Here is an 18,125-nt window from a genome sequence, read left to right as displayed (position 1 = left end):
TGTGGGGCGCACCTCATCGCGGAAAACAAAAAATCCCTTTGCGAAACGCAAAGGGACCTTTGGAGGTGGGTACGGGATTCGAACCCGTGTATACGGCTTTGCAGGCCGCTGCCTCGCCTCTCGGCCAACCCACCATGGTCGGGCCAAGGGGCCGGACCTGGAGCGGATGACGGGACTCGAACCCGCGACCCTCACCTTGGCAAGGTGATGCTCTACCAACTGAGCCACATCCGCATCCCGGGTCTCCCCGGTTGCTTCGGCGGTGGTGGGCGATACTGGGTTCGAACCAGTGACCTCTTCCGTGTCAGGGAAGCGCGCTACCGCTGCGCCAATCGCCCTTTAGCGACCCGCCGTTGCGTGGGCGATACTGGGTTCGAACCAGTGACCTCTTCCGTGTGAAGGAAGCGCGCTACCACTGCGCCAATCGCCCGACACAAGCGTTGTGTCGCGGTGATCTTGCGATCACCTGCGGGTTGAAACTTTACCGGGCTTGCCTACCAGTTGCAAAACCGGTGACCGGTGCCGTGTCTCACATTGCCTGTGCACTACTGCAATAAGAAAACCACCCCACCAGGGGTGGTCTCTTCGAGCGGATGACGGGACTCGAACCCGCGACCCTCACCTTGGCAAGGTGATGCTCTACCAACTGAGCCACATCCGCGTTGCGCCTGAGCGCCCACTTATCTTAGACCGGGGGCGCGCACGCGGTCAAAACCGCCGCGAATGACGCGCCCCACACTCCGGGGCGGACTATGCCAGCGCCTTCACATACCCGTTCGCAGTCTTGTCGAAACCGACGTTTTCGTAGTAGTCGGGTCCACTGCTGGGCGCGATCACCCGGGTGAAACCGTGGTCGGTAAACCACGCGGGGTTAGTAAAGACGAACTCGCCCGGCGTGAAGTCACGGTACTTCTCGCTGACGTAATCCAGCACGATCTGCGCTTCACCATCTCCCGCATCTTTAGCAAGGACGTAACCAACGGTCTCCGTTCCCCGCATGATGAGGAAGGCGTGGGTGGCATCCCGAGCGCCGTCGAAGGTGGGATTGAACTTCTTGATGTCACTACTCTGCTGATCGATGAGGTAGCGCAGGTACGAATCATCGACATCGGTGTCGACGACTTGGTACGTCGCTTCATCGTGACGAGTGTTCAGCAGTCGGTACAGGTTCACGATCTGGATGATCGAGAGCACGACGTTCAAGCCGACGATTGGCCAGGCTTGGATGACGGAGTTGTAGATGACATGAATGATGCAGCCAACGAGGTTGATCATGCGAAGGCGCATGATCCGCTGTTGCATCATGGAAAACACGAGGATCGCAGAACCGATCCAACCGAATAACTCTAACCAGGGCATTGCCTGATTTTACCTTTCATTAACCTGCGAAACCTGCGGTTGGTCTCGTCTAGGCCGCAGTGTGACGAAACTCCGAGCACAGGCGCCGACTCTGACGGCATTGACGTGTCACCCTAGTGACATGCAGATTTGGCCTGGAACGTCTTATCCGCTCGGCGCCACCTTCGATGGTTCGGGCACTAACTTCGCGATCTTTTCCAACATCGCGGACAAGGTTGTCCTGTGCCTGATCGCTGATGACGGGACCGAAACTCAAATAACGCTCACCGAACAGGACGCTCACGTGTGGCACTGCTACCTGCCCGGCGTCCAGCCCGGAACCCGCTACGGGTACCGCATTCACGGCGAATACGCTCCCGAAAAGGGCTATCGGTGTGACCCTTCCAAGTTGCTCCTCGATCCGTACGCCAAGGCCATTGATGGCCAGATCGATGGCGATCCCTCGCTGTATTCCTACACTTTTGGCGAACCCGACAAGCGCAATCAGGACGACTCAGCAGCCCACGCCATGCTCTCGGTGGTGATCAATCCGTTCTTTGACTGGGGCCACGATCGCCCGCCGCGCCACGAATACCACGACACGATCATTTACGAAGCCCACGTGAAGGGTATGTCCGCCCTACACCCCGAGGTGCCGGAAGAACTTCGCGGCACATACGCGGGCATGGCGCATCCAGCAATCATTGACCACCTCGTCGAACTCGGGGTCACGGCCGTAGAACTCATGCCGGTCCACCAGTTCGTCGATGACCCGCACCTGCAAGAACGCGGACTGCACAACTATTGGGGATACAACACCATCGGGTTTTTCGCGCCCCATAACGGTTATGCCGCCTATGGCACGCGTGGCCAGCAGGTCCAAGAGTTCAAGGCCCTCGTCAAGGCCCTGCACGAGGCCGATATCGAAGTCATCTTGGACGTCGTGTACAACCACACGGCCGAAGGCAACCACCTGGGCCCGACGCTCTCCTTCCGCGGGATCGACAACCCGGCCTACTACCGGCTCGTCGATGAAGATCCCTCGCACTATTTCGACACGACGGGAACCGGTAACTCGCTCCTGATGCGCTCGCCCGCGGTCCTGCAGCTCATCATGGATTCGCTGCGCTACTGGGTCGAAGAGATGCACGTCGACGGCTTCCGTTTCGACCTTGCCTCCACCCTGGCCCGGCAATTCCACGAAGTCGATCGTCTCGCCGTCTTCTTCGAGCTCGTCCACCAGGATCCGGTCATCTCTCAGGTCAAGCTCATCGCCGAGCCCTGGGACCTTGGCGACGGCGGATACCAAGTCGGCAACTTCCCGCCCCTATGGACCGAGTGGAACGGTAAGTACCGCGATACCGTGCGCGATTTCTGGCGCGGTGAACCCTCCACGCTCGCTGAGTTTGCGCGGCGCCTGACGGGCAGTGCGGACCTGTACGAACACTCCGGGCGCCGCCCGGTAGCCTCCATCAATTTTGTCACCGCCCATGACGGCTTTACGCTCGCCGATCTCGTGTCCTACAACGAGAAGCACAACGACGCCAACGGCGAGGGCAACATGGACGGTGAGTCCCACAACCGCTCCTGGAACTGTGGCGCAGAAGGACCCACCGATAACGAGCAGATCAATCGCCTGCGATCGCGCCAGCAACGCAATTTCCTCACGACCCTGCTCGCGAGCCAGGGCGTGCCGATGATTTCGCACGGCGACGAGCTCGGACGCACCCAGCAGGGAAACAACAATACGTACTGCCAGGACAACGAGCTGTCGTGGATTAACTGGGATCTGACTCCCGCTAACGAGTCGTTGCTGGCCTTTACGAAAGCCCTCATCCAGCTGCGCAAGGATCACCCGGTGTTTCGCCGTCGCCGGTTCTTTGAGGGCCGCCCCGAAAAGAGCGCAACGTCCGATTTGAAGGACATCGAATGGTTGACACCCTCGGCCGCGACCATGCTTGACCGCGATTGGAACACCACCTACGCGCGTTCGCTTATGGTCTACCTCAATGGGGAAGCGATCCCCGAGCCGGATTCGCGCGGCCAAAAGATCCACGACGAGTCCTTCCTCATTTTGTTCAACGCGGCCGAAGAACCCATCGACTTCACGATTCCAGATAAGGAGTTTGGTAGGTCGTGGCGGGTGGAGGTCGACACCAACTCACCCCAAACCCTCGGCACGGTCGTCGCCCCCGGCGCAACCGTCATGGTGGAAGCGCGCTCGGTCACCTACCTCATGTCACACGACGCGAATCCCGAGCTCAGCGATGATGTCGACCTCGCCGAGCGCGGTGAGGCCAGCGCCGAGCGCTACAAGGTCATCCCCCATAACCCGACTCCCCCGCCGTCGCTGAAAACCAAACCGGACCAGCCACCGCAGGCATTACAGAAGCCGGAAAAACGGGGCCCAGCTGACCGTTCGTAGGCAGCGCGATAGATTGAGGTTATGCCCGCTTCACCGCTCCATCGCCCCCTAGCTGGCCGACGTACCCCGGTCACGACCTACCGCCTGCAACTCACGCCGGACTTCGACTTCGCGGCAGCGCAGGCCATGCTGCCGTATCTGAGCGAGCTCGGCGTCACCGACTGCTACCTCTCGCCCATCTTGCAAGCGGCGCCCGGCTCGCTGCACGGCTACGACGTCGTAGACCACAACGCGATCTCGGCAGAACTTGGCGGGCGGGAGGCCTTCGAGGCGTTCTCCCGCGCCGCGCATGACGCGGGCCTGAACGTCCTTGTCGACCTCGTGCCCAACCACATGGCCGTGCCCACCCCGGCCTGGCACAACACCGCCCTGTGGTCCGTCCTCTCGCTCGGTGCCGACTCGCCCTATGCCTCATGGTTCGACGTCGACTTTGGCGACGACGGCCTCCTCATGCCGGTTCTCGGCGAACGAATCGGTGAAGCCATCGGCTCCGGCCACCTCACCTTCGACCACGCGCAGATCCCCGGTCAGGACGGCGAAGTCCCCGTCCTGCGCTACTTCGACCACGTCTTTCCCGTGCGCGCCGGCACCGAGCACCTGCCGCTGACCGCACTCGTCGACCGGCAGCACTACCGCCTGGCCTATTGGAAAGTCGCCGACGAAGAGCTGAACTATCGCCGCTTCTTCGACGTCGGAACGCTGGCCGCCGTGCGAGTGGAAAATCCCGAGGTTTTCGACGCTACCCACGCCCTGCTGCTCGAACTGTTCAACGCCGGCTTGATTGATGCCTTCCGGATCGACCACCCCGACGGGCTCGCCGATCCGCAGGGCTACTTCGAGCGCCTCTTCGAGGCAACGGGCGGAGCCTACATCGTCGCCGAGAAGATTCTCGAAGGCGATGAACCGCTGCCCGGAGCCTGGCCCGTAGCGGGTACGACGGGCTACGACGCCGCCTGGCGAATCGGCGGCATCCAGGTCGATGCCCACGGCCAGGGCGACATGGCCCGCATCATGACCGAGCTCACCGGCGATCTGCCGGGCACGCTGGATGAAGTCATCGAGGCCTCCAAGCGCGAGATCATCGACACCTCGCTCACCGCGGAGATCCACCGCCTCGCCCAGCTTGCTGCCGACATCTTCCACGACGACATTCGGCTGCGCGATCACACGCGCGCGGCAATCCAGTCCTGCCTGACAGAACTCGTCGTCGCCATCGATCGTTACCGCGCCTACGTCCGGCCCGGCGAGCCCGGTGAGCCCTGGCCACCGATGGACCCGGAGCAACGCTCCGCGCTCAGTGCCGCCGCCGACCGGGCCCGCGAGCACCTCACGAGCGATGAGCTTCAGACACTCGACGTCCTGCTCGATCTGCTGACCGGAGCCGAGGCCGGCAGCGCCGGACGCACCCACGAAGAACGCCGCGCTGAACTCGCGATCCGCTTCCAGCAGGTGTGCGGCGCCGTCACCGCCAAGGGCGTGGAGGACACGGCCTACTACCGCTGGACCTTGCTCGCCTCGCTGACCGAGGTCGGAGCCGATCCCCACACCTTCGGTTTCCATCCCGATGACCTGTACGCCTGGGCGCAGCAGATCGGTGCCACGCACCCGGTCTCGATGACGCTCGGCACGACGCACGATACGAAACGCGGCGAGGACGTGCGCGCCCGCATGTCCGTCATCAGCCAGGACGTGCAGGGCTGGCGGCGCCTCATCACGCGCCACGCCCACCTCTTCGACGGCGTCCACGGGCGCCTCACCAACCTCATGTGGCAGGTCCTGTTCGGCACCGCTATCGAGTCCGACCCGATGACCGCTGACCGCCTCTCGGCCTTTGCGATCAAGGCCGCGCGCGAGCAGAAGGACGTCACGAGTTGGACGCGCGTCGACCAGGAAGCCGAAGCCGCGCTCACTCAGGCCGTGACCGCAGCCCTCGCCGATGCGGAGCTCCAATCCGACCTCGCCGCATACGCTCAGCAGCTATCGGCCGGGATCCGCACCGCCATCCTGTCCACCAAAGCCGTCCAGCTCAGCCTCATCGGGGTCGCCGATATCTACCAGGGCAGCGAAGTCTTGCGCTCCTCGCTCGTCGATCCCGACAACCGTCGCAGCGTCGACTTTGGCGCCCTTGCCGAGGCCCTGGCGGAACTGGACGCCGGAAAGAACCCAGCAAGCCTGGATGAGGAAAAGCTCTGGCTGACCGCAACCCTTGCTCGCCTGCGTCGCGCGCGGCCCGACGTGTTCCTGTCCGGCATCGTGCGCCCACTTCCGACGACGACCACCCTCGCCCTCGCCTTCACGCGCGGCGAGGACGCGGATATCGCCGTGGTCGCCGAGCGCCTCGGTACCCGCATCGCGCAGCGCGGCGGCTTCCGCGATCACGTCGTCGTCCTACCGCCGGGCAGCTGGCGCGATCTGCTCACCGGTGAAGAGTTCGACGGCAGCAACCTCCGCCTCGCCGACCTCCTCGCTACCTACCCCGTCGCCATCCTCACGACCACCAAGGACTGATCATGGTTCGACCCGTTCGACTCTGGGCCCCCAACGCACGCGCCGTCGACGTCATCACCGACGCCGGACGGCAGCCGATGCAAAGCGAGGCTGCGGGCTGGTTCATCACCGAGCTCGCCCCTGGCACCACCTACTCGTTCTCGCTCGATGGCGGCCCCGCCCGCCCCGACCCGCGCTCCGCCTACCAGCCCGAAAGTGTCCACGGCCCCTCGCAGGTCATCGACCTGTCACGTTATTCCTGGCGCAGCGCACCCGAGGTTGGGATCGACGCCCTGACCTCGGTCATGTACGAAATCCATGTCGGCACCTTCACCTCCGACGGCACCCTAGCGGCAGCTGCAACGCGCCTGCCCGACCTCGCTCGCCTCGGCGTCACCATGGTCGAACTCATGCCGCTGGCCGCATTTCCCGGCCGGGCGGGTTGGGGTTATGACGGGGTCGGCCTGTGGGCGGTCCACGAGGCCTACGGCGGACCCGAACAGCTACAGGCCTTCGTCGACGCCGCCCACGAACTCGGCATCGGTGTCTGCCTGGATGTCGTCTACAACCACCTCGGTCCATCGGGCAATTACCTCGCGGAGTTCGGCCCCTACTTCACCGACGCCCACCACACCCCGTGGGGCGCCGCCATCAACCTCGATGGGCCCGACTCGCGGCCGGTGCGCGACTTCATCATTGACAACGCCCTGCGCTGGTTCACCGACTTCCGGATCGACGCGCTTCGCCTGGACGCCGTGCACGCCCTGATCGACGACTCCGCCACGCACCTGCTCGCCGAGCTGTCGGATCGGGTCGGTGAGCTTCGAGCGAGCACCGGTCGGCCGCTGCGGCTCATCGCTGAGTCCGATCTCAACGACGTCGCGATGGTCACCCCAACCTCCCGCGGCGGCCTCGGGATGGACGCCCAGTGGGACGACGATATCCACCACGCCGTCCACGCCTGGCTCACCGGCGAGCGGCAAGGCTACTATGCCGATTTCGGAGAATCGACCGTACTCGCCAAGGCGCTGACCGAGGTCTTCGTGCACAACGGCACGTTCTCCTCCTTCCGCGGCGTCCACTGGGGCGCACCGGTCCCGCCCGATGTCGACGCCCGCCGGTTCATCACCTTTACCGAAAACCACGACCAGGTCGGCAATCGCGGCATGGGCGATCGCCCAAGCGAACGCCTGCCCTCCTCCCTGGTCGCGGGCGGCGCCGCGCTCATGCTGCTCGCGCCCTTCACCCCCATGCTGTTCATGGGTCAGGAGTGGTCCGCCTCCACTCCGTTCCCGTTCTTTACCGACCACGCCGAAGACGAGCTCGCCCACGCTATCCGCGAGGGCCGGCGCAAGGAGTTCGCCGAACACGGCTGGGCCGATCTCTACGGCCCCGATGCCGCCGTGCCCGATCCCCAGGACCCGGCGACGGCAGACTCGGCCGTCTTGAACTGGGACGAGCGGACGACGGAACCGCACGCGCGAATGCTGCAGTGGTACACCGACCTCATCGCGCTGCGCCGCGAGTATTTCGGCGACGGCGCCCACGAGCAGGTCGTCACCCCAAGTTTTGGCGACCACTGGTTCGCGATGCGGCGCGGCCCGCTGACCGTCCTCGTCAACCGCTACGAATCCGAGGTCAGCATTCCGGACGTCAGCGGTGAGGTCGTGCTGTCTTACTGTCAGCCCGGTACCGAAGTGTCGCGAATTGATGCGGGCGTGTCGCTGCCAGCACTGTCAACCGCGGTGCTATCCTCCGGCGCGCCGACGACGTTCTAACGCCACACGTGCCTTAATCTTGCGGTGTGGCCGAACAGCTCGCACCCAGCGAATTCAGTGACGCACTGGCGTCGCTGCGTGGTCACCGCCTCCGCCCCGAGATCACTCTCACGGAGATCCCCGGACCGACGAGGCTCGCGCCCTTTGCCGCGGCCCTGAGCGCCGAGGTCCTTACCGATGACGATGAACTGACGGGAGTCGGCCGCTTCGTCATTCTCTATGATCCCGAGGGCCAGCCCGCCTGGCACGGTGATTTCCGAATCATTGTCCTTATCAAGGCCCCGATGGATAACGAGGTCTCCGATGACCCCCTCCTTGGCGAAGTCGGGTGGTCCTGGCTGACCAGTGCCCTCGAAGATCAGGGCGCCGGCTACCACCACCTGTCCGGGACCGTCACGCGCGTCCTTTCGGAGTCCTTCGGTGGACTCGTCCTATCCGACCAATCGCTCGAGATGGAGATCCGCGGATCGTGGACTCCCGTCACGAACGATCTGGGGCCGCACATCCAAGCGTGGTTAAATCTCGTTGAGATCTCCTGTGATCTAGCGCCCCTGCCCCATAGCGTGCCCGAAAGGGGACAATGACCGAATCCGAGCTCCCCCTGCTCTCCTCCCCCGCCGACGGCGTCCCGGACGTCATGACCGAAGAGGCGGATCTTCGCGACTATATTCGCCGCCTGAAGCGCGGCCGCGGACCCCTCGCCGTCGATACCGAGCGGGCCTCCGGCTTCCGCTACACCTCGGACGCCTACCTCGTCCAGGTCCGCCGCGAAGGCGCGGGAACTGCCCTCATTGATCCGGAGTTCTTACCGGATCTGTCCGCACTGTCCGAGGCGATGACGGACGTGACGTGGGTGTTGCACGCTGCCTCCCAAGACCTGCCCTGCCTCGCCCGCGTCGGCATGCGGCCGCAAGAAATCTTCGATACCGAACTCGCCGCCCGGCTGCTCGGCGACCCGAAAGTCTCGCTAGGAGCGGTCGTCGAACGCGAGCTCGGAATCCGGCTCGCCAAAGAGTTTTCCGCCGTGGACTGGTCCGAGCGGCCGCTGCCGCACGAATGGCTCGTCTACGCGGCGCTCGATGTCGAGTTGCTGGATCAGGTCATGGCCAAGCAACAGGCGCGGCTGCAGGCCGCCGGCAAGCTGTCCTGGGCCCGGGAAGAATTCGAATTCATCCGCAAGGCCGATCCACCAAGCACGAAGCCCCACCAGTGGCGCCGAATTTCCCGGCTTTCGGACCTCAAGGGGGGACGTCAGCTGGCGATGGCACGCGAGCTGTGGAAAGAACGCGATGCCATTGGGCGTGAGACCAACACCTGCCCGTCTCGGCTGTTGCCCGATCGCAATATCATCGCGCTGGTGAAGGCCAATCCGCGTACCTCCCGACAGGTCAAGAAGCTCCCGGGCCTGCGCAATCGGCGGCTCGCGGATCACTGGTTGGCCGCGATCGAGCGCGCCCGGCTGCTCGATGACAGCCAGCTGCCCTCCAAACGTGGTCCCGGTAAAGCGGGCCTGCCCGATCACCGCCGCTGGTCCCAATCCAATCCGGAAGCCGCCGAGCGACTCGCCGCTATTAGGGATGTCGTTGCCAAGGTCGGCGAGGAGCATAACGTGCCCGCCGAGAATATGTTGCTACCAGCCCACCAGCGATTGCTGGCGTGGGTAGAGTTTCCTGCCAGCCCAGCCGCCGTGCGGGCGGCCCTCGATGAGATGGGGACAAGGTCCTGGCAGATCGGGCTCCTTGCAGAGCCGATCGCGCAGGTACTTCGCGCGCTCTAACCGCTTAGGCCAGGGCGATTCACCTTGCTCGGCGGGTGGTGGCGAAGGAATTTGCGCCACTGATTGACGTATGCCGCGAGGACGTACCCCCAGCGCTTCGGGTGGCGTTCGGCGGTGTTGAACAACGGGCTTGCGACTCTGCCGGAGGCCACGAGTTTGGCGATTCGTGCCCGCTGACCGGGTGTGTACAGCATCAGCAGGCTGATCGGCACGACCGTATAGAGCCCTTCTTTGGCGACCGTGTAGCACCGCTCAATAACCTCGCCCGCCACGAAATCCCGCAGATAAAATTCTGCCGGATTCGCCCCCACCGCCGTGAGATAGTGGTGGGCGCGTCCAAGGCGCGCGTTCATCTCAAAGATCATGGGCGAGCCGGTGCGCGGATCGATCTTGATATCGAAACACGCGAATCCGCGCCACTTCAGATCCGCCACGATCTTGGCAGCTTCGGCGACAATGCCCGGATCCATCTCCGTGATGATCGCAGCCGAATTACCGATAGCGCTCGGCGCGTGTTCCTCCAGCAGCACCCGTCCTAGCCCGGCGAAGACGACGCGGCCGCCCTCCTGGCAGTACAGGTTCAGCACGCGCATCTGGGAGTCCGGTCCCGGGACGTACTCCTGCAACAGGAAGTCTCCCTGATAGCCAGCATCGTCGGCGGCGCCGAGCGCGATGCGGGCCTCCTCAGGACTCTCGAAGGTGAAGACCTTCTTCTTTCCGACAAACTCCACCTCGTGATAGGCGGGCGTGTCCGTGGCCTTGGCGACGATGGGGTAGGTCAGGGCCTGGCCATCGAGCGGAATGTCGCCGCCCGGTTCGCGCACGATGCTGCGCGGATGCGGTACTCCCAGGCGTTCACACATCGCGGAAAAACTCGCCTTATCGGTTGCTTTCGCGACGGTCTGCGCATCCGGGTATGGCACGATCCAGCGCGGTGGCAGCTGCTCGCGCAAGCTCAGCAGGCTCTCGACGTTCCAGTCCGCGCTTGCCACGGCGATGATGTGGGGGCTCGTGATGCGGGAGTCGAGCTCGAGCAGCCGGGCCTTCAGGACGGCGAGGTCTTCCATGTCGGGTTCGACGATGAGCTCGGCGATGGAGGAATCGCGCACGATGCCACCGCCAAAGGCGGAGATGATCGCGGGTTTGTTGCCGGTGGCCTGGAAGAACGCCCGCGCTACGGAGTAGGCGCCGATATCGCCGCCGAGGACGACGGCGGTCGTTGAGGAGTCGGAGTGCATAGCTTCTTTTCTAGTACACGGTCAGGCCGCGCGCAGCGAAGACGTCGCGGGCCGCGGCAGTTTCCTCGGCGCTCGGGGGCTCAACGTCGCCGAGCTGATAATCGAGTCCGAGGCTCGCCCACTTATCGCGCCCCATCTGGTGGAAGGGCAGGACCTCGACGCGGTGCACGGCGCCCCATGTCGCGACGGTGTCAGCGACCCGCTGGATGTTATCGGGATCATCGGTGAGACCGGGGACGAGCACGAATCGGATCCACATGGGAATGGCGAGCTCATTGAGCCGTGTGCCAAAGGCGATCGTCGGCGCAAGGTCGCGACCGGTGACGCTGCGATAGGTCTCGGGAATGCCGGACTTGAAATCAAGCAGGACGAGGTCGAGGTTGTCGAGCATCTCGTCGCTGGCGTTCGCACCTAAGAAACCGGAGGTATCGATCGCCGTGTGCACGCCAAGGGCCTTACAGCCGGCAAGCATGCGAGCGAGGAATGCGGGCTGCATGAGGGGCTCGCCACCGGAGAAGGTCACGCCACCAAGGGTGGCGTCAAAGACCGGGCGGTAGCGAGCGATGCGCTGCAGCAGATCATCAGCCCGCACGGCCTCCCCGTCACGCATTTTCAGCGTGTCGGGGTTGTGGCAGTACAGGCAGCGCAGGGGGCAGCCGGCAAGGAAGACCGTCAGGCGCGTGCCGGGGCCATCAACTGCGGTGACGAGCTCCCAGGAGTGCAGGGAGCCAATCTCCCCGGCCCGCACGGCCGCGAAGTGTTCGGAACGACTCATCGCCTCCGCGGCATCGATACCGGCGAGGCCAGCAGAGCCGCGAAGGCGAGGGACGTCATCGCCGGCGGGCTCGAGCCGGATTTCTCCGGTCACGCCATCGCCGGCGATGCCGCCATGAGGATGGGTCATGCGGTCCTTACATGGAGCCGTGGAACGTCCGCGAGATGACGTCGAGCTGCTGCTCGCGGGTCAGTCGCACGAAGTTCACGGCGTAGCCGGACACGCGGATTGTCAGCTGCGGGTACTTCTCCGGGTTTTCCATGGCGTCATACAGCGTGTCGCGGTTGAGCACGTTGATGTTGACGTGGAAGCCCTCGGAGCCCATGTAGGCGTCCAGCAGGCCGACGAGGTTCTTCACCTGCTCGTCCTCGGTGCGGCCAAGGCCGGAGGGAACGACGGTGTTGGTGAGCGAAATGCCGTCCTGCGCCTCGGAGTACGGAAGCTTCGCAACCGACAGGGCCGAGGCCAGCATGCCGTGGGTGTCGCGTCCGTTCATCGGGTTGGCGCCGGGGGCGAACGGCTCGCCGCCGCGACGGCCGTCGGGCGTGTTGCCCGTGTGCTTGCCGTAGACGACGTTCGAGGTGATCGTCAGGACGGACTGCGTGTGCACCGAGTTGCGGTAGGTCGGCAGCGCACGGATCTTGTCCATGAAAGAACCCACGAGCTCGACGGCAATATCGTCGACGCGGTCATCGTCGTTACCGAACTTCGGGAAGTCGCCTTCGACGAGGTAGTCCACCACGATGCCGCGATCATCGCGCACCGGGGTGACCTTGGCGAACTTGATGGCGGACAGGGAGTCGGCCGCGACCGACAGGCCGGCAATGCCGCAGGCCATGGTGCGCAGGATTTCTTTGTCGTGCAGCGCCATCTCGATGCGCTCGTAGGCGTACTTATCGTGCATGTAGTGGATGCAGTTCAGGGCATCGACGTAGGTCTGGGCGAGCCAGTCCAGCAGGTTGTCGAACTTCGCGCGAACATCGTCGTAGTCGAGGATGCCTTCGCCCACGGGCTCGGAGACCGGAGCGACCTGCTTGCCGGAGTTTTCGTCCTTGCCGCCGTTGATGGCGTACAGCAGGGCCTTGGCGAGGTTGACGCGCGCTCCGAAGAACTGCATCTGCTTGCCGATCGCCATCGCGGACACGCAGCACGCGATGCCAGCGTCATCGCCCCAGGACTCGCGGATCAGGGAATCCGACTCGTACTGGATGGCGGAGGTATCGATCGAGACGCGGGCGCAGAATTCCTTGAAGCCCTCGGGCAGCTCGGGCGACCACAGCACCGTCAGGTTCGGCTCGGGGGCCGGGCCGAGGTTGTACAGGGTCTGAAGCATGCGGAAGGAGTTCTTCGTGACCAGGGTGCGGCCGTCGTTGCCGGTGCCGCCAATGGACTCGGTGACCCACGTCGGATCGCCGGAGAACAGCTCGTCGTATTCGGGGGTGCGCAGGAAGCGCACGATCCGTAGCTTGATGACGAAGTCGTCAATGAGCTCCTGGGCGCGCTCTTCGCTCAGGGTGCCATCGGCCAGGTCGCGCTCGATGAAGACGTCGAGGAATGTCGAGGTACGACCAAGGCTCATGGCCGCGCCGTTTTGCTCCTTGACGGCCGCGAGGTAGGCGAAGTAGAGCCACTGGATGGCTTCATGGGCGTTCGTAGCGGGGCCGGAGATGTCGTAGCCGTACGAGGCGGCCATCTCTTTCAGCTCGCCAAGCGCGCGGATCTGCTCGGTGTTTTCCTCGCGGTCGCGGATGATGTCTTCGGTGGAACGCACCGAATCGAGCTCGGCGCGCTCGGCCTTCTTGGCTTCGATGAGCTTATCCACGCCGTACAGGGCGACACGGCGGTAGTCACCGATAATGCGGCCACGGCCGTAGGCATCGGGCAGGCCGGTCACGATGTGCGCGGAGCGGGCCTTGCGCACGTCCGGCGGGTAGACGTCGAAGACGCCCTGGTTGTGGGTCTTGCGGTACTTGGTGAAGATGTCGCGAACAACCGGGTCAACCTCGTACCCGTAGGTGTTCAGCGCGCCCTCAACCATGCGCCAGCCACCGTAGGGCATGATGGCGCGCTTGAGCGGTGCATCGGTCTGCAGGCCGACGATGAGTTCTTCATCCTGATCGATGTAGCCGGGCGCATGAGCGGTGATCGACGCCGGGGTGTGCGGGTCGATGTCGTAAACGCCCTTTTCCCGCTCTTCGGGGAACATCTTGGACAGTTCGTTCCAGATGTGGGTGGTGCGCTCGGTTGCCGGCGCAAGGAAGGCGCTATCACCTTCGTAAGGAGTGTAGTTCCGCTGGATGAAGTCGCGGACATCGATCGTCTCGCTCCATCGTCCAGTAGTGAAGCCGCGCCATGCTTCCTGAGTGGTGTCGGCGGCGGCGGTGTCGGTAGCCACGTTACGGGCCTCCTTCAGTGATCGGTTTCTACCCTCTTACCGTAACGAAAAGGTCACAATCGCGCAGGGGACTTTCGACCGATTCGACCGGTGTCCTCACTCACACCTTTTGGCCGTAATAATCTCCCAAAACCTCCGAACGCAGCTCGACAAAATTTCCTTCGGAAATCGCCGTACGAATTCGGTCAACGAGGGTGATAGTGAAGAACTCGTTATGGATCGTCGCAAGCGTGGAGGCGACCATTTCCTTGGCCTTGAATAGATGGTGAAGGTAGGCGCGCGTGTAGTGCGTGCAGGTGTAGCACGGGCACGAGTCGTCAATCGGTTCGAAGCGCGTGCGGTTCTCGCTGCGCAACAGATTCGTTCGCCCCGTCCGGGTGTAGACCGCCGAGGTCCGAGCCACGCGCGAGGGCGAGACGCAGTCGAAGGTATCGGCACCGACGGCAATGGCATTGAACAGATCGTCGGGCTCGGAGATCCCGAGGAGGTGCCGGGGCCGGTCTTCGGGCAGTTCTTCCGTCACCCAGCGAACGATGGTGGCGAGGTTTTCCTTTTCGAGCGCACCGCCAATTCCGAAGCCGGGGAACTGATGCCCGTCGACTTCCATGGCCCCTAGGTCGCGCGCGGATTTACGTCGCAGGTCCTCATATTGCGCGCCTTGAATCACGCCAAACAGGAGTTGGCGTGGGCGCTCGGGGTGGGAGTCCATGAGGCGCGTGATCTCGCGCAGGCTCCGCTCTGCCCAGCGCCGAGTCCGCTCGAGCGACTCGACCTGATAGTCATAGGAGTTCAGCAGCGTCGTGAGTTCGTCGAAGGCAAAGATGATGTCGGCGCCCAGCGCGTGCTGGACCTGCATCGAGACTTCGGGAGTGAAACGATGCTTGGTGCCGTCGCGGTGGGAGGTGAACCAGACCCCGTCATCATCGACCTGGGCGCGGCGGATCTTGTCCTCGGCGATGTCCGTATCGGCATTGGCTTTGCCAGCAAACTGATCGGATAGGACTTTTTTGAAGCCCGACCCGAGTGAGAGCACCTGGAAGCCGCCCGAGTCGGTGTAGGTCGGGCCCAGCCAGTTCATGAAGCGGCCCAGTCCCCCAGCCTCTTCGACGATCTCGGGTCCGGGCTGCAGGTAGAGGTGGTAGGCGTTGGCGAGAACGGCCTGCGCGCCAAGGGAGGCGATGGTCTCCGGCAAAACGGCCTTAATGGTCGCTTGGGTCGCGACCGGGATGAACGCCGGGGTGTGGATGTCGCCGTGCGGTGTGTGAATGATCCCGGTGCGTCCACCGGTCTCGAGCTGCGTGCCGAGAGTGAAGACCTCACTCATGCGGTCTCTCCCGCCCGGTAGCGCTTGAACAATGCGATCACTCGGTACGTAATGGGCAGCAGCATCACTTCGACGCCGACCTTGTAGGCAAAGCCGACGAGGATGTAGTTGAGGAGGTTGCCTCCCGTAAGAATCCCGCCGAAGGCGATCGTGCAAAAGATGATGGTATCGGCGCCTTCGCCCACGACCGTCGAGCCGAGCAGCCGCGCCCACAGGTGGTTTTCGCTGTGCCGTTTCATCACCGTCAGCACGAGCGCGTTCAGATATTGGCCGACGAGATAACCGGCAAGGGAGGCTGCCACGATACGCGGCACGAAGCCGAGGACCGCCGCGAAGGCCTCTTGGTTTTCATAGTCGGCGGCCGCTGGCGCAATCTGGACCAGATACAGGGTCAGCGAGGCAATGATTGAAACCACGAAGCCCAAGATGATGGCGCGCTTGGCGCGAGCAAAGCCGAACACCTCGGCGAGGACGTCCCCGAGGATGTACGTCAGCGGAAAGAGGATCGCTCCCCCATCGAAGATCAGCGACGCGGGACCAATGTCGAACTGGATGAGTTTCGTTGCCGCGATGTTTGACAGCAGCAAGAACCCCACGAAGAGGGTGACGACGACGTCATACCGCAGCGCCGCCGGAGGTGGCGCGACCTGGGCGTCCGCGCGGGTTTGAACGCTCACTGATCGCCTCCCACGGCATCGAGAATGGCATCCGGTGTCAGGCCGAAATCGTCAATGAGCTGTGCTCGGCTCGCAGTGGTGTGGAAGTGCTTGGGGATCCCGAAGCAGTGCACCGTCGTGGCGGCGCCGCGCCGCGAGAGTTCATCTCGCAGGCTATCGCCCACGCCGCCATCAACCAGGCCGTCTTCGATATGGATGATGAGGTCGCTGTCTTCTGCGAGCTGCATAAGCGTGCTCGAATGCGGCAACACCCACCGCGGATCGGCGACCGTGACCCGATCGCCGCGCGCAGCCAGTGCCTTTCCAACCGCGATGCCGGTGGGCGCGAACGGCCCAAGGCCGACAATCAGCACCCGGCGACCACCGGCCTCGGACTCGTCCTCGTCGAGGATATCGACCCGGTCATAGCCCTCACCGATCGAGCGGATCGCGGGCAGTGGCTCGGGCAGTGAGCCCTTCGGATAGCGGATCAGCGTCGGACCGCCGTCCTCATTCAGGGCGGTGTTGAACATCTCCGTTAGCTCATCGCCATCGCGCGGCACGGCGACCCGCATCCCCGGAATCGTGCGCATGAGGGCGAGGTCCCACATGCCGTTGTGGGAGGCGCCATCATCGCCGGTGATGCCGGCGCGATCGAGCATGAAGGTCACTGGAGCATTGTGCAGTGCCACGTCCATCAGGACCTGGTCATAGGCCCGGTTCAAGAAGGTGGCGTAGACCGCGACGACGGGGTGCATGCCGCCAAAGGCGAGCCCTGCGGCCGAGGTCACGGCGTGCTGTTCGGCGATACCGACGTCAAAGACCCGGTCGGGAAACTCGGCCCGCATCGGGGCAAGGCCCACGGGGTGAAGCATCGCTGCCGTGATACCCACAACGTCGGGCCGCTTGCGTGCCGCCTTGACGATCTCTTCGGCAAAGACGCTGGTCCAGCCAAAGCGCGAGGGCGCGACCGGCAAGCCCGTCTCGGGGTGGATGACGCCAACGGCGTGGAAACGGTCATCGACGTGGTTCTCGGCCGGGGTGTAGCCGCGGCCCTTTTCGGTGATGACGTGCACGAGCACCGGACCGCCATAGGCCTTGGCGCGGGTGAGCGCGAATTCCACCGCGATGGTGTCATGGCCATCGACCGGGCCAATGTACTTAATGCCGAGGTTCTCGAAGAATCCCTGCGGCGCCAGCACATCCTTGACGCCCTTCTTTAACCCATGCAGCGCGTCGTAGGCCATGTGGCCCGGAGTTCCGCCCTTGTGCAGGGTGCGCTTGCCCCAGTCGAGGATCTTCTCGTAGCTCTTCGTCGTGCGCAGGGCATCGAGGTGGTGCGCGAGGCCGCCGATCGTCGGCTCATAGGAACGGCCGTTGTCGTTGATGACGACGACCAGCCGCGTATCGTCTTCGTCGGCGATCGTATTCAGCGCTTCCCACGCCATGCCGCCGGTCAGGGCGCCATCTCCGATGACGGCGACGACGCTGCGGTCGTTGAGCCCCTTGATGCGGTTAGCGCGCGCGATTCCCTCGGCCCACGACAGGGCCGTCGAGGCGTGCGAGTTCTCGACGATATCGTGCTCGGATTCGCTGCGAGCCGGATAACCGGAGACACCGTCGCGCTTACGCAGGGCAGAAAAATCGCGGCGGCCCGTCAGGATCTTGTGGACGTAGGACTGGTGCCCGGTATCGAACACGATCCGATCTTTGGGCGAGTCGAACACGCGGTGCAGCGCGATCGTCAGCTCAACCACGCCGAGGTTTGGGCCGAGGTGTCCACCCGTCTTGGACACGGATTCGACGAGGAATTCCCTAATATCGCTCGCGAGCTCTGCCAGCTCGCTCGGAGTCAGTTGTCGCACGACGTCAACAGAGGTGATGCGGGATAGCTGACTCATGGTTCTCCTAGCAGGCGGCCATTACTTCGAC

General features: G+C 63.9%; 12 protein-coding genes and 5 tRNA genes. 5 read left to right on the top strand and 12 right to left on the bottom strand.

From position 1 onward, the window contains the following. Nucleotides 1-60: 60 nt before the first annotated feature. The 6 genes from BLU67_RS02105 to BLU67_RS02080 form a co-directional block, all read right to left on the bottom strand. Nucleotides 61-134: transfer RNA gene (locus tag BLU67_RS02105), tRNA-Cys, on the bottom strand. 24 nt (nucleotides 135-158) lie between these two features. Next, nucleotides 159-234: transfer RNA gene (locus BLU67_RS02100), tRNA-Gly, on the bottom strand. Nucleotides 235-263: 29 nt separating this feature from the next. After that, nucleotides 264-338: transfer RNA gene (locus tag BLU67_RS02095), tRNA-Val, on the bottom strand. Between the two features lie 20 nt (nucleotides 339-358). Beyond that, nucleotides 359-430, bottom strand: a tRNA-Val gene (locus BLU67_RS02090). Between the two features lie 158 nt (nucleotides 431-588). After that, nucleotides 589-661 (bottom strand) — tRNA-Gly (locus tag BLU67_RS02085). Nucleotides 662-750: 89 nt separating this feature from the next. Next, nucleotides 751-1,359: a YgjV family protein gene (locus BLU67_RS02080; protein ID WP_092561515.1), complete on the bottom strand. Its 609-nt coding sequence runs from the start codon at nucleotides 1,357-1,359 to the stop codon at nucleotides 751-753. 121 nt (nucleotides 1,360-1,480) lie between these two features. Between BLU67_RS02080 and glgX the strand changes: the two genes are divergently transcribed. From glgX to BLU67_RS02055, 5 genes are read left to right on the top strand one after another with little or no spacing between them, the layout of a single operon-like run. Beyond that, nucleotides 1,481-3,763 carry a glycogen debranching protein GlgX gene (glgX, locus tag BLU67_RS02075; protein WP_092561513.1) on the top strand — a complete coding sequence of 761 codons (2,283 nt, stop codon included), beginning with the start codon at nucleotides 1,481-1,483 and terminating at the stop codon, nucleotides 3,761-3,763. Nucleotides 3,764-3,784: 21 nt separating this feature from the next. Continuing rightward, nucleotides 3,785-6,271 carry a malto-oligosyltrehalose synthase gene (gene treY / locus BLU67_RS02070; RefSeq protein WP_092561511.1) on the top strand — a complete coding sequence of 829 codons (2,487 nt, stop codon included), beginning with the start codon at nucleotides 3,785-3,787 and terminating at the stop codon, nucleotides 6,269-6,271. A gap of 2 nt (nucleotides 6,272-6,273) precedes the next feature. Beyond that, nucleotides 6,274-8,028: a malto-oligosyltrehalose trehalohydrolase gene (treZ, locus tag BLU67_RS02065; RefSeq protein ID WP_092561509.1), complete on the top strand. Its 1,755-nt coding sequence runs from the start codon at nucleotides 6,274-6,276 to the stop codon at nucleotides 8,026-8,028. Nucleotides 8,029-8,054: 26 nt separating this feature from the next. Beyond that, on the top strand, nucleotides 8,055-8,612 hold the full coding sequence (locus tag BLU67_RS02060; RefSeq protein WP_092561507.1) for a DUF3000 domain-containing protein: 558 nt from the start codon (nucleotides 8,055-8,057) through the stop codon (nucleotides 8,610-8,612). Beyond that, a complete protein-coding gene (locus tag BLU67_RS02055) occupies nucleotides 8,609-9,805 on the top strand; it encodes an HRDC domain-containing protein (RefSeq protein ID WP_092561505.1) in 1,197 nt (398 codons plus the stop codon). Before BLU67_RS02060 ends, BLU67_RS02055 begins: the two co-directional genes overlap by 4 nt. On the opposite strand, the gene BLU67_RS02050 is transcribed toward BLU67_RS02055, so the two are convergent. The 6 genes from BLU67_RS02050 to dxs all read right to left on the bottom strand — a co-directional run bounded on the left by BLU67_RS02050 (nucleotide 9,802) and on the right by dxs (nucleotide 18,094). Beyond that, complete coding sequence (locus BLU67_RS02050) at nucleotides 9,802-11,043, bottom strand: carboxylate--amine ligase (protein ID WP_092561503.1); 1,242 nt, start codon at nucleotides 11,041-11,043, stop codon at nucleotides 9,802-9,804. The two genes, BLU67_RS02055 and BLU67_RS02050, sit on opposite strands and share 4 nt — an antisense overlap. A 10-nt stretch (nucleotides 11,044-11,053) precedes the next feature. Beyond that, entirely contained in the window at nucleotides 11,054-11,947 is an 894-nt protein-coding gene (gene pflA / locus BLU67_RS02045) for a pyruvate formate-lyase-activating protein (RefSeq protein ID WP_092561501.1), read from the bottom strand. Nucleotides 11,948-11,954: 7 nt separating this feature from the next. Further along, nucleotides 11,955-14,213 carry a formate C-acetyltransferase gene (gene pflB, locus BLU67_RS02040; RefSeq protein WP_143027309.1) on the bottom strand — a complete coding sequence of 753 codons (2,259 nt, stop codon included), beginning with the start codon at nucleotides 14,211-14,213 and terminating at the stop codon, nucleotides 11,955-11,957. A gap of 100 nt (nucleotides 14,214-14,313) precedes the next feature. Continuing rightward, nucleotides 14,314-15,537 (bottom strand): tRNA guanosine(34) transglycosylase Tgt, encoded by a 1,224-nt coding sequence (gene tgt / locus BLU67_RS02035; protein WP_092561497.1) that lies wholly within the window; start codon nucleotides 15,535-15,537, stop codon nucleotides 14,314-14,316. Further along, complete coding sequence (locus tag BLU67_RS02030; protein WP_176780659.1) at nucleotides 15,534-16,214, bottom strand: queuosine precursor transporter; 681 nt, start codon at nucleotides 16,212-16,214, stop codon at nucleotides 15,534-15,536. Before BLU67_RS02030 ends, tgt begins: the two co-directional genes overlap by 4 nt. Then, nucleotides 16,211-18,094, bottom strand: a complete 1,884-nt coding sequence (gene dxs, locus BLU67_RS02025; protein ID WP_092561495.1) for a 1-deoxy-D-xylulose-5-phosphate synthase — start codon at nucleotides 18,092-18,094, stop codon at nucleotides 16,211-16,213. The genes BLU67_RS02030 and dxs overlap by 4 nt, the downstream gene beginning before the upstream one ends. Nucleotides 18,095-18,125 lie beyond the last annotated feature (31 nt).

This window comes from Bowdeniella nasicola (assembly GCF_900107735.1).
Classification (GTDB): Bacteria; Actinomycetota; Actinomycetes; order Actinomycetales; family Actinomycetaceae; genus Bowdeniella; species Bowdeniella massiliensis.
The sequence above is the reverse complement of the archived record's forward strand: the minus strand, read 5'-3'. Positions and strand labels throughout refer to the sequence as shown.

What these genes read in the sequence shown, in the direction of transcription:
- BLU67_RS02080 (WP_092561515.1), bottom strand. Translation starts at nt 1,359, where the DNA reads ATGCCCTGGTTAGAGTTATTCGGTTGGATCGGTTCTGCGATCCTCGTG.
- glgX (WP_092561513.1), top strand. Translation starts at nt 1,481, where the DNA reads ATGCAGATTTGGCCTGGAACGTCTTATCCGCTCGGCGCCACCTTCGAT.
- treY (WP_092561511.1), top strand. Translation starts at nt 3,785, where the DNA reads ATGCCCGCTTCACCGCTCCATCGCCCCCTAGCTGGCCGACGTACCCCG.
- treZ (WP_092561509.1), top strand. Translation starts at nt 6,274, where the DNA reads ATGGTTCGACCCGTTCGACTCTGGGCCCCCAACGCACGCGCCGTCGAC.
- BLU67_RS02055 (WP_092561505.1), top strand. Translation starts at nt 8,609, where the DNA reads ATGACCGAATCCGAGCTCCCCCTGCTCTCCTCCCCCGCCGACGGCGTC.
- BLU67_RS02050 (WP_092561503.1), bottom strand. Translation starts at nt 11,043, where the DNA reads ATGCACTCCGACTCCTCAACGACCGCCGTCGTCCTCGGCGGCGATATC.
- pflA (WP_092561501.1), bottom strand. Translation starts at nt 11,947, where the DNA reads ATGACCCATCCTCATGGCGGCATCGCCGGCGATGGCGTGACCGGAGAA.
- tgt (WP_092561497.1), bottom strand. Translation starts at nt 15,537, where the DNA reads ATGAGTGAGGTCTTCACTCTCGGCACGCAGCTCGAGACCGGTGGACGC.
- dxs (WP_092561495.1), bottom strand. Translation starts at nt 18,094, where the DNA reads ATGAGTCAGCTATCCCGCATCACCTCTGTTGACGTCGTGCGACAACTG.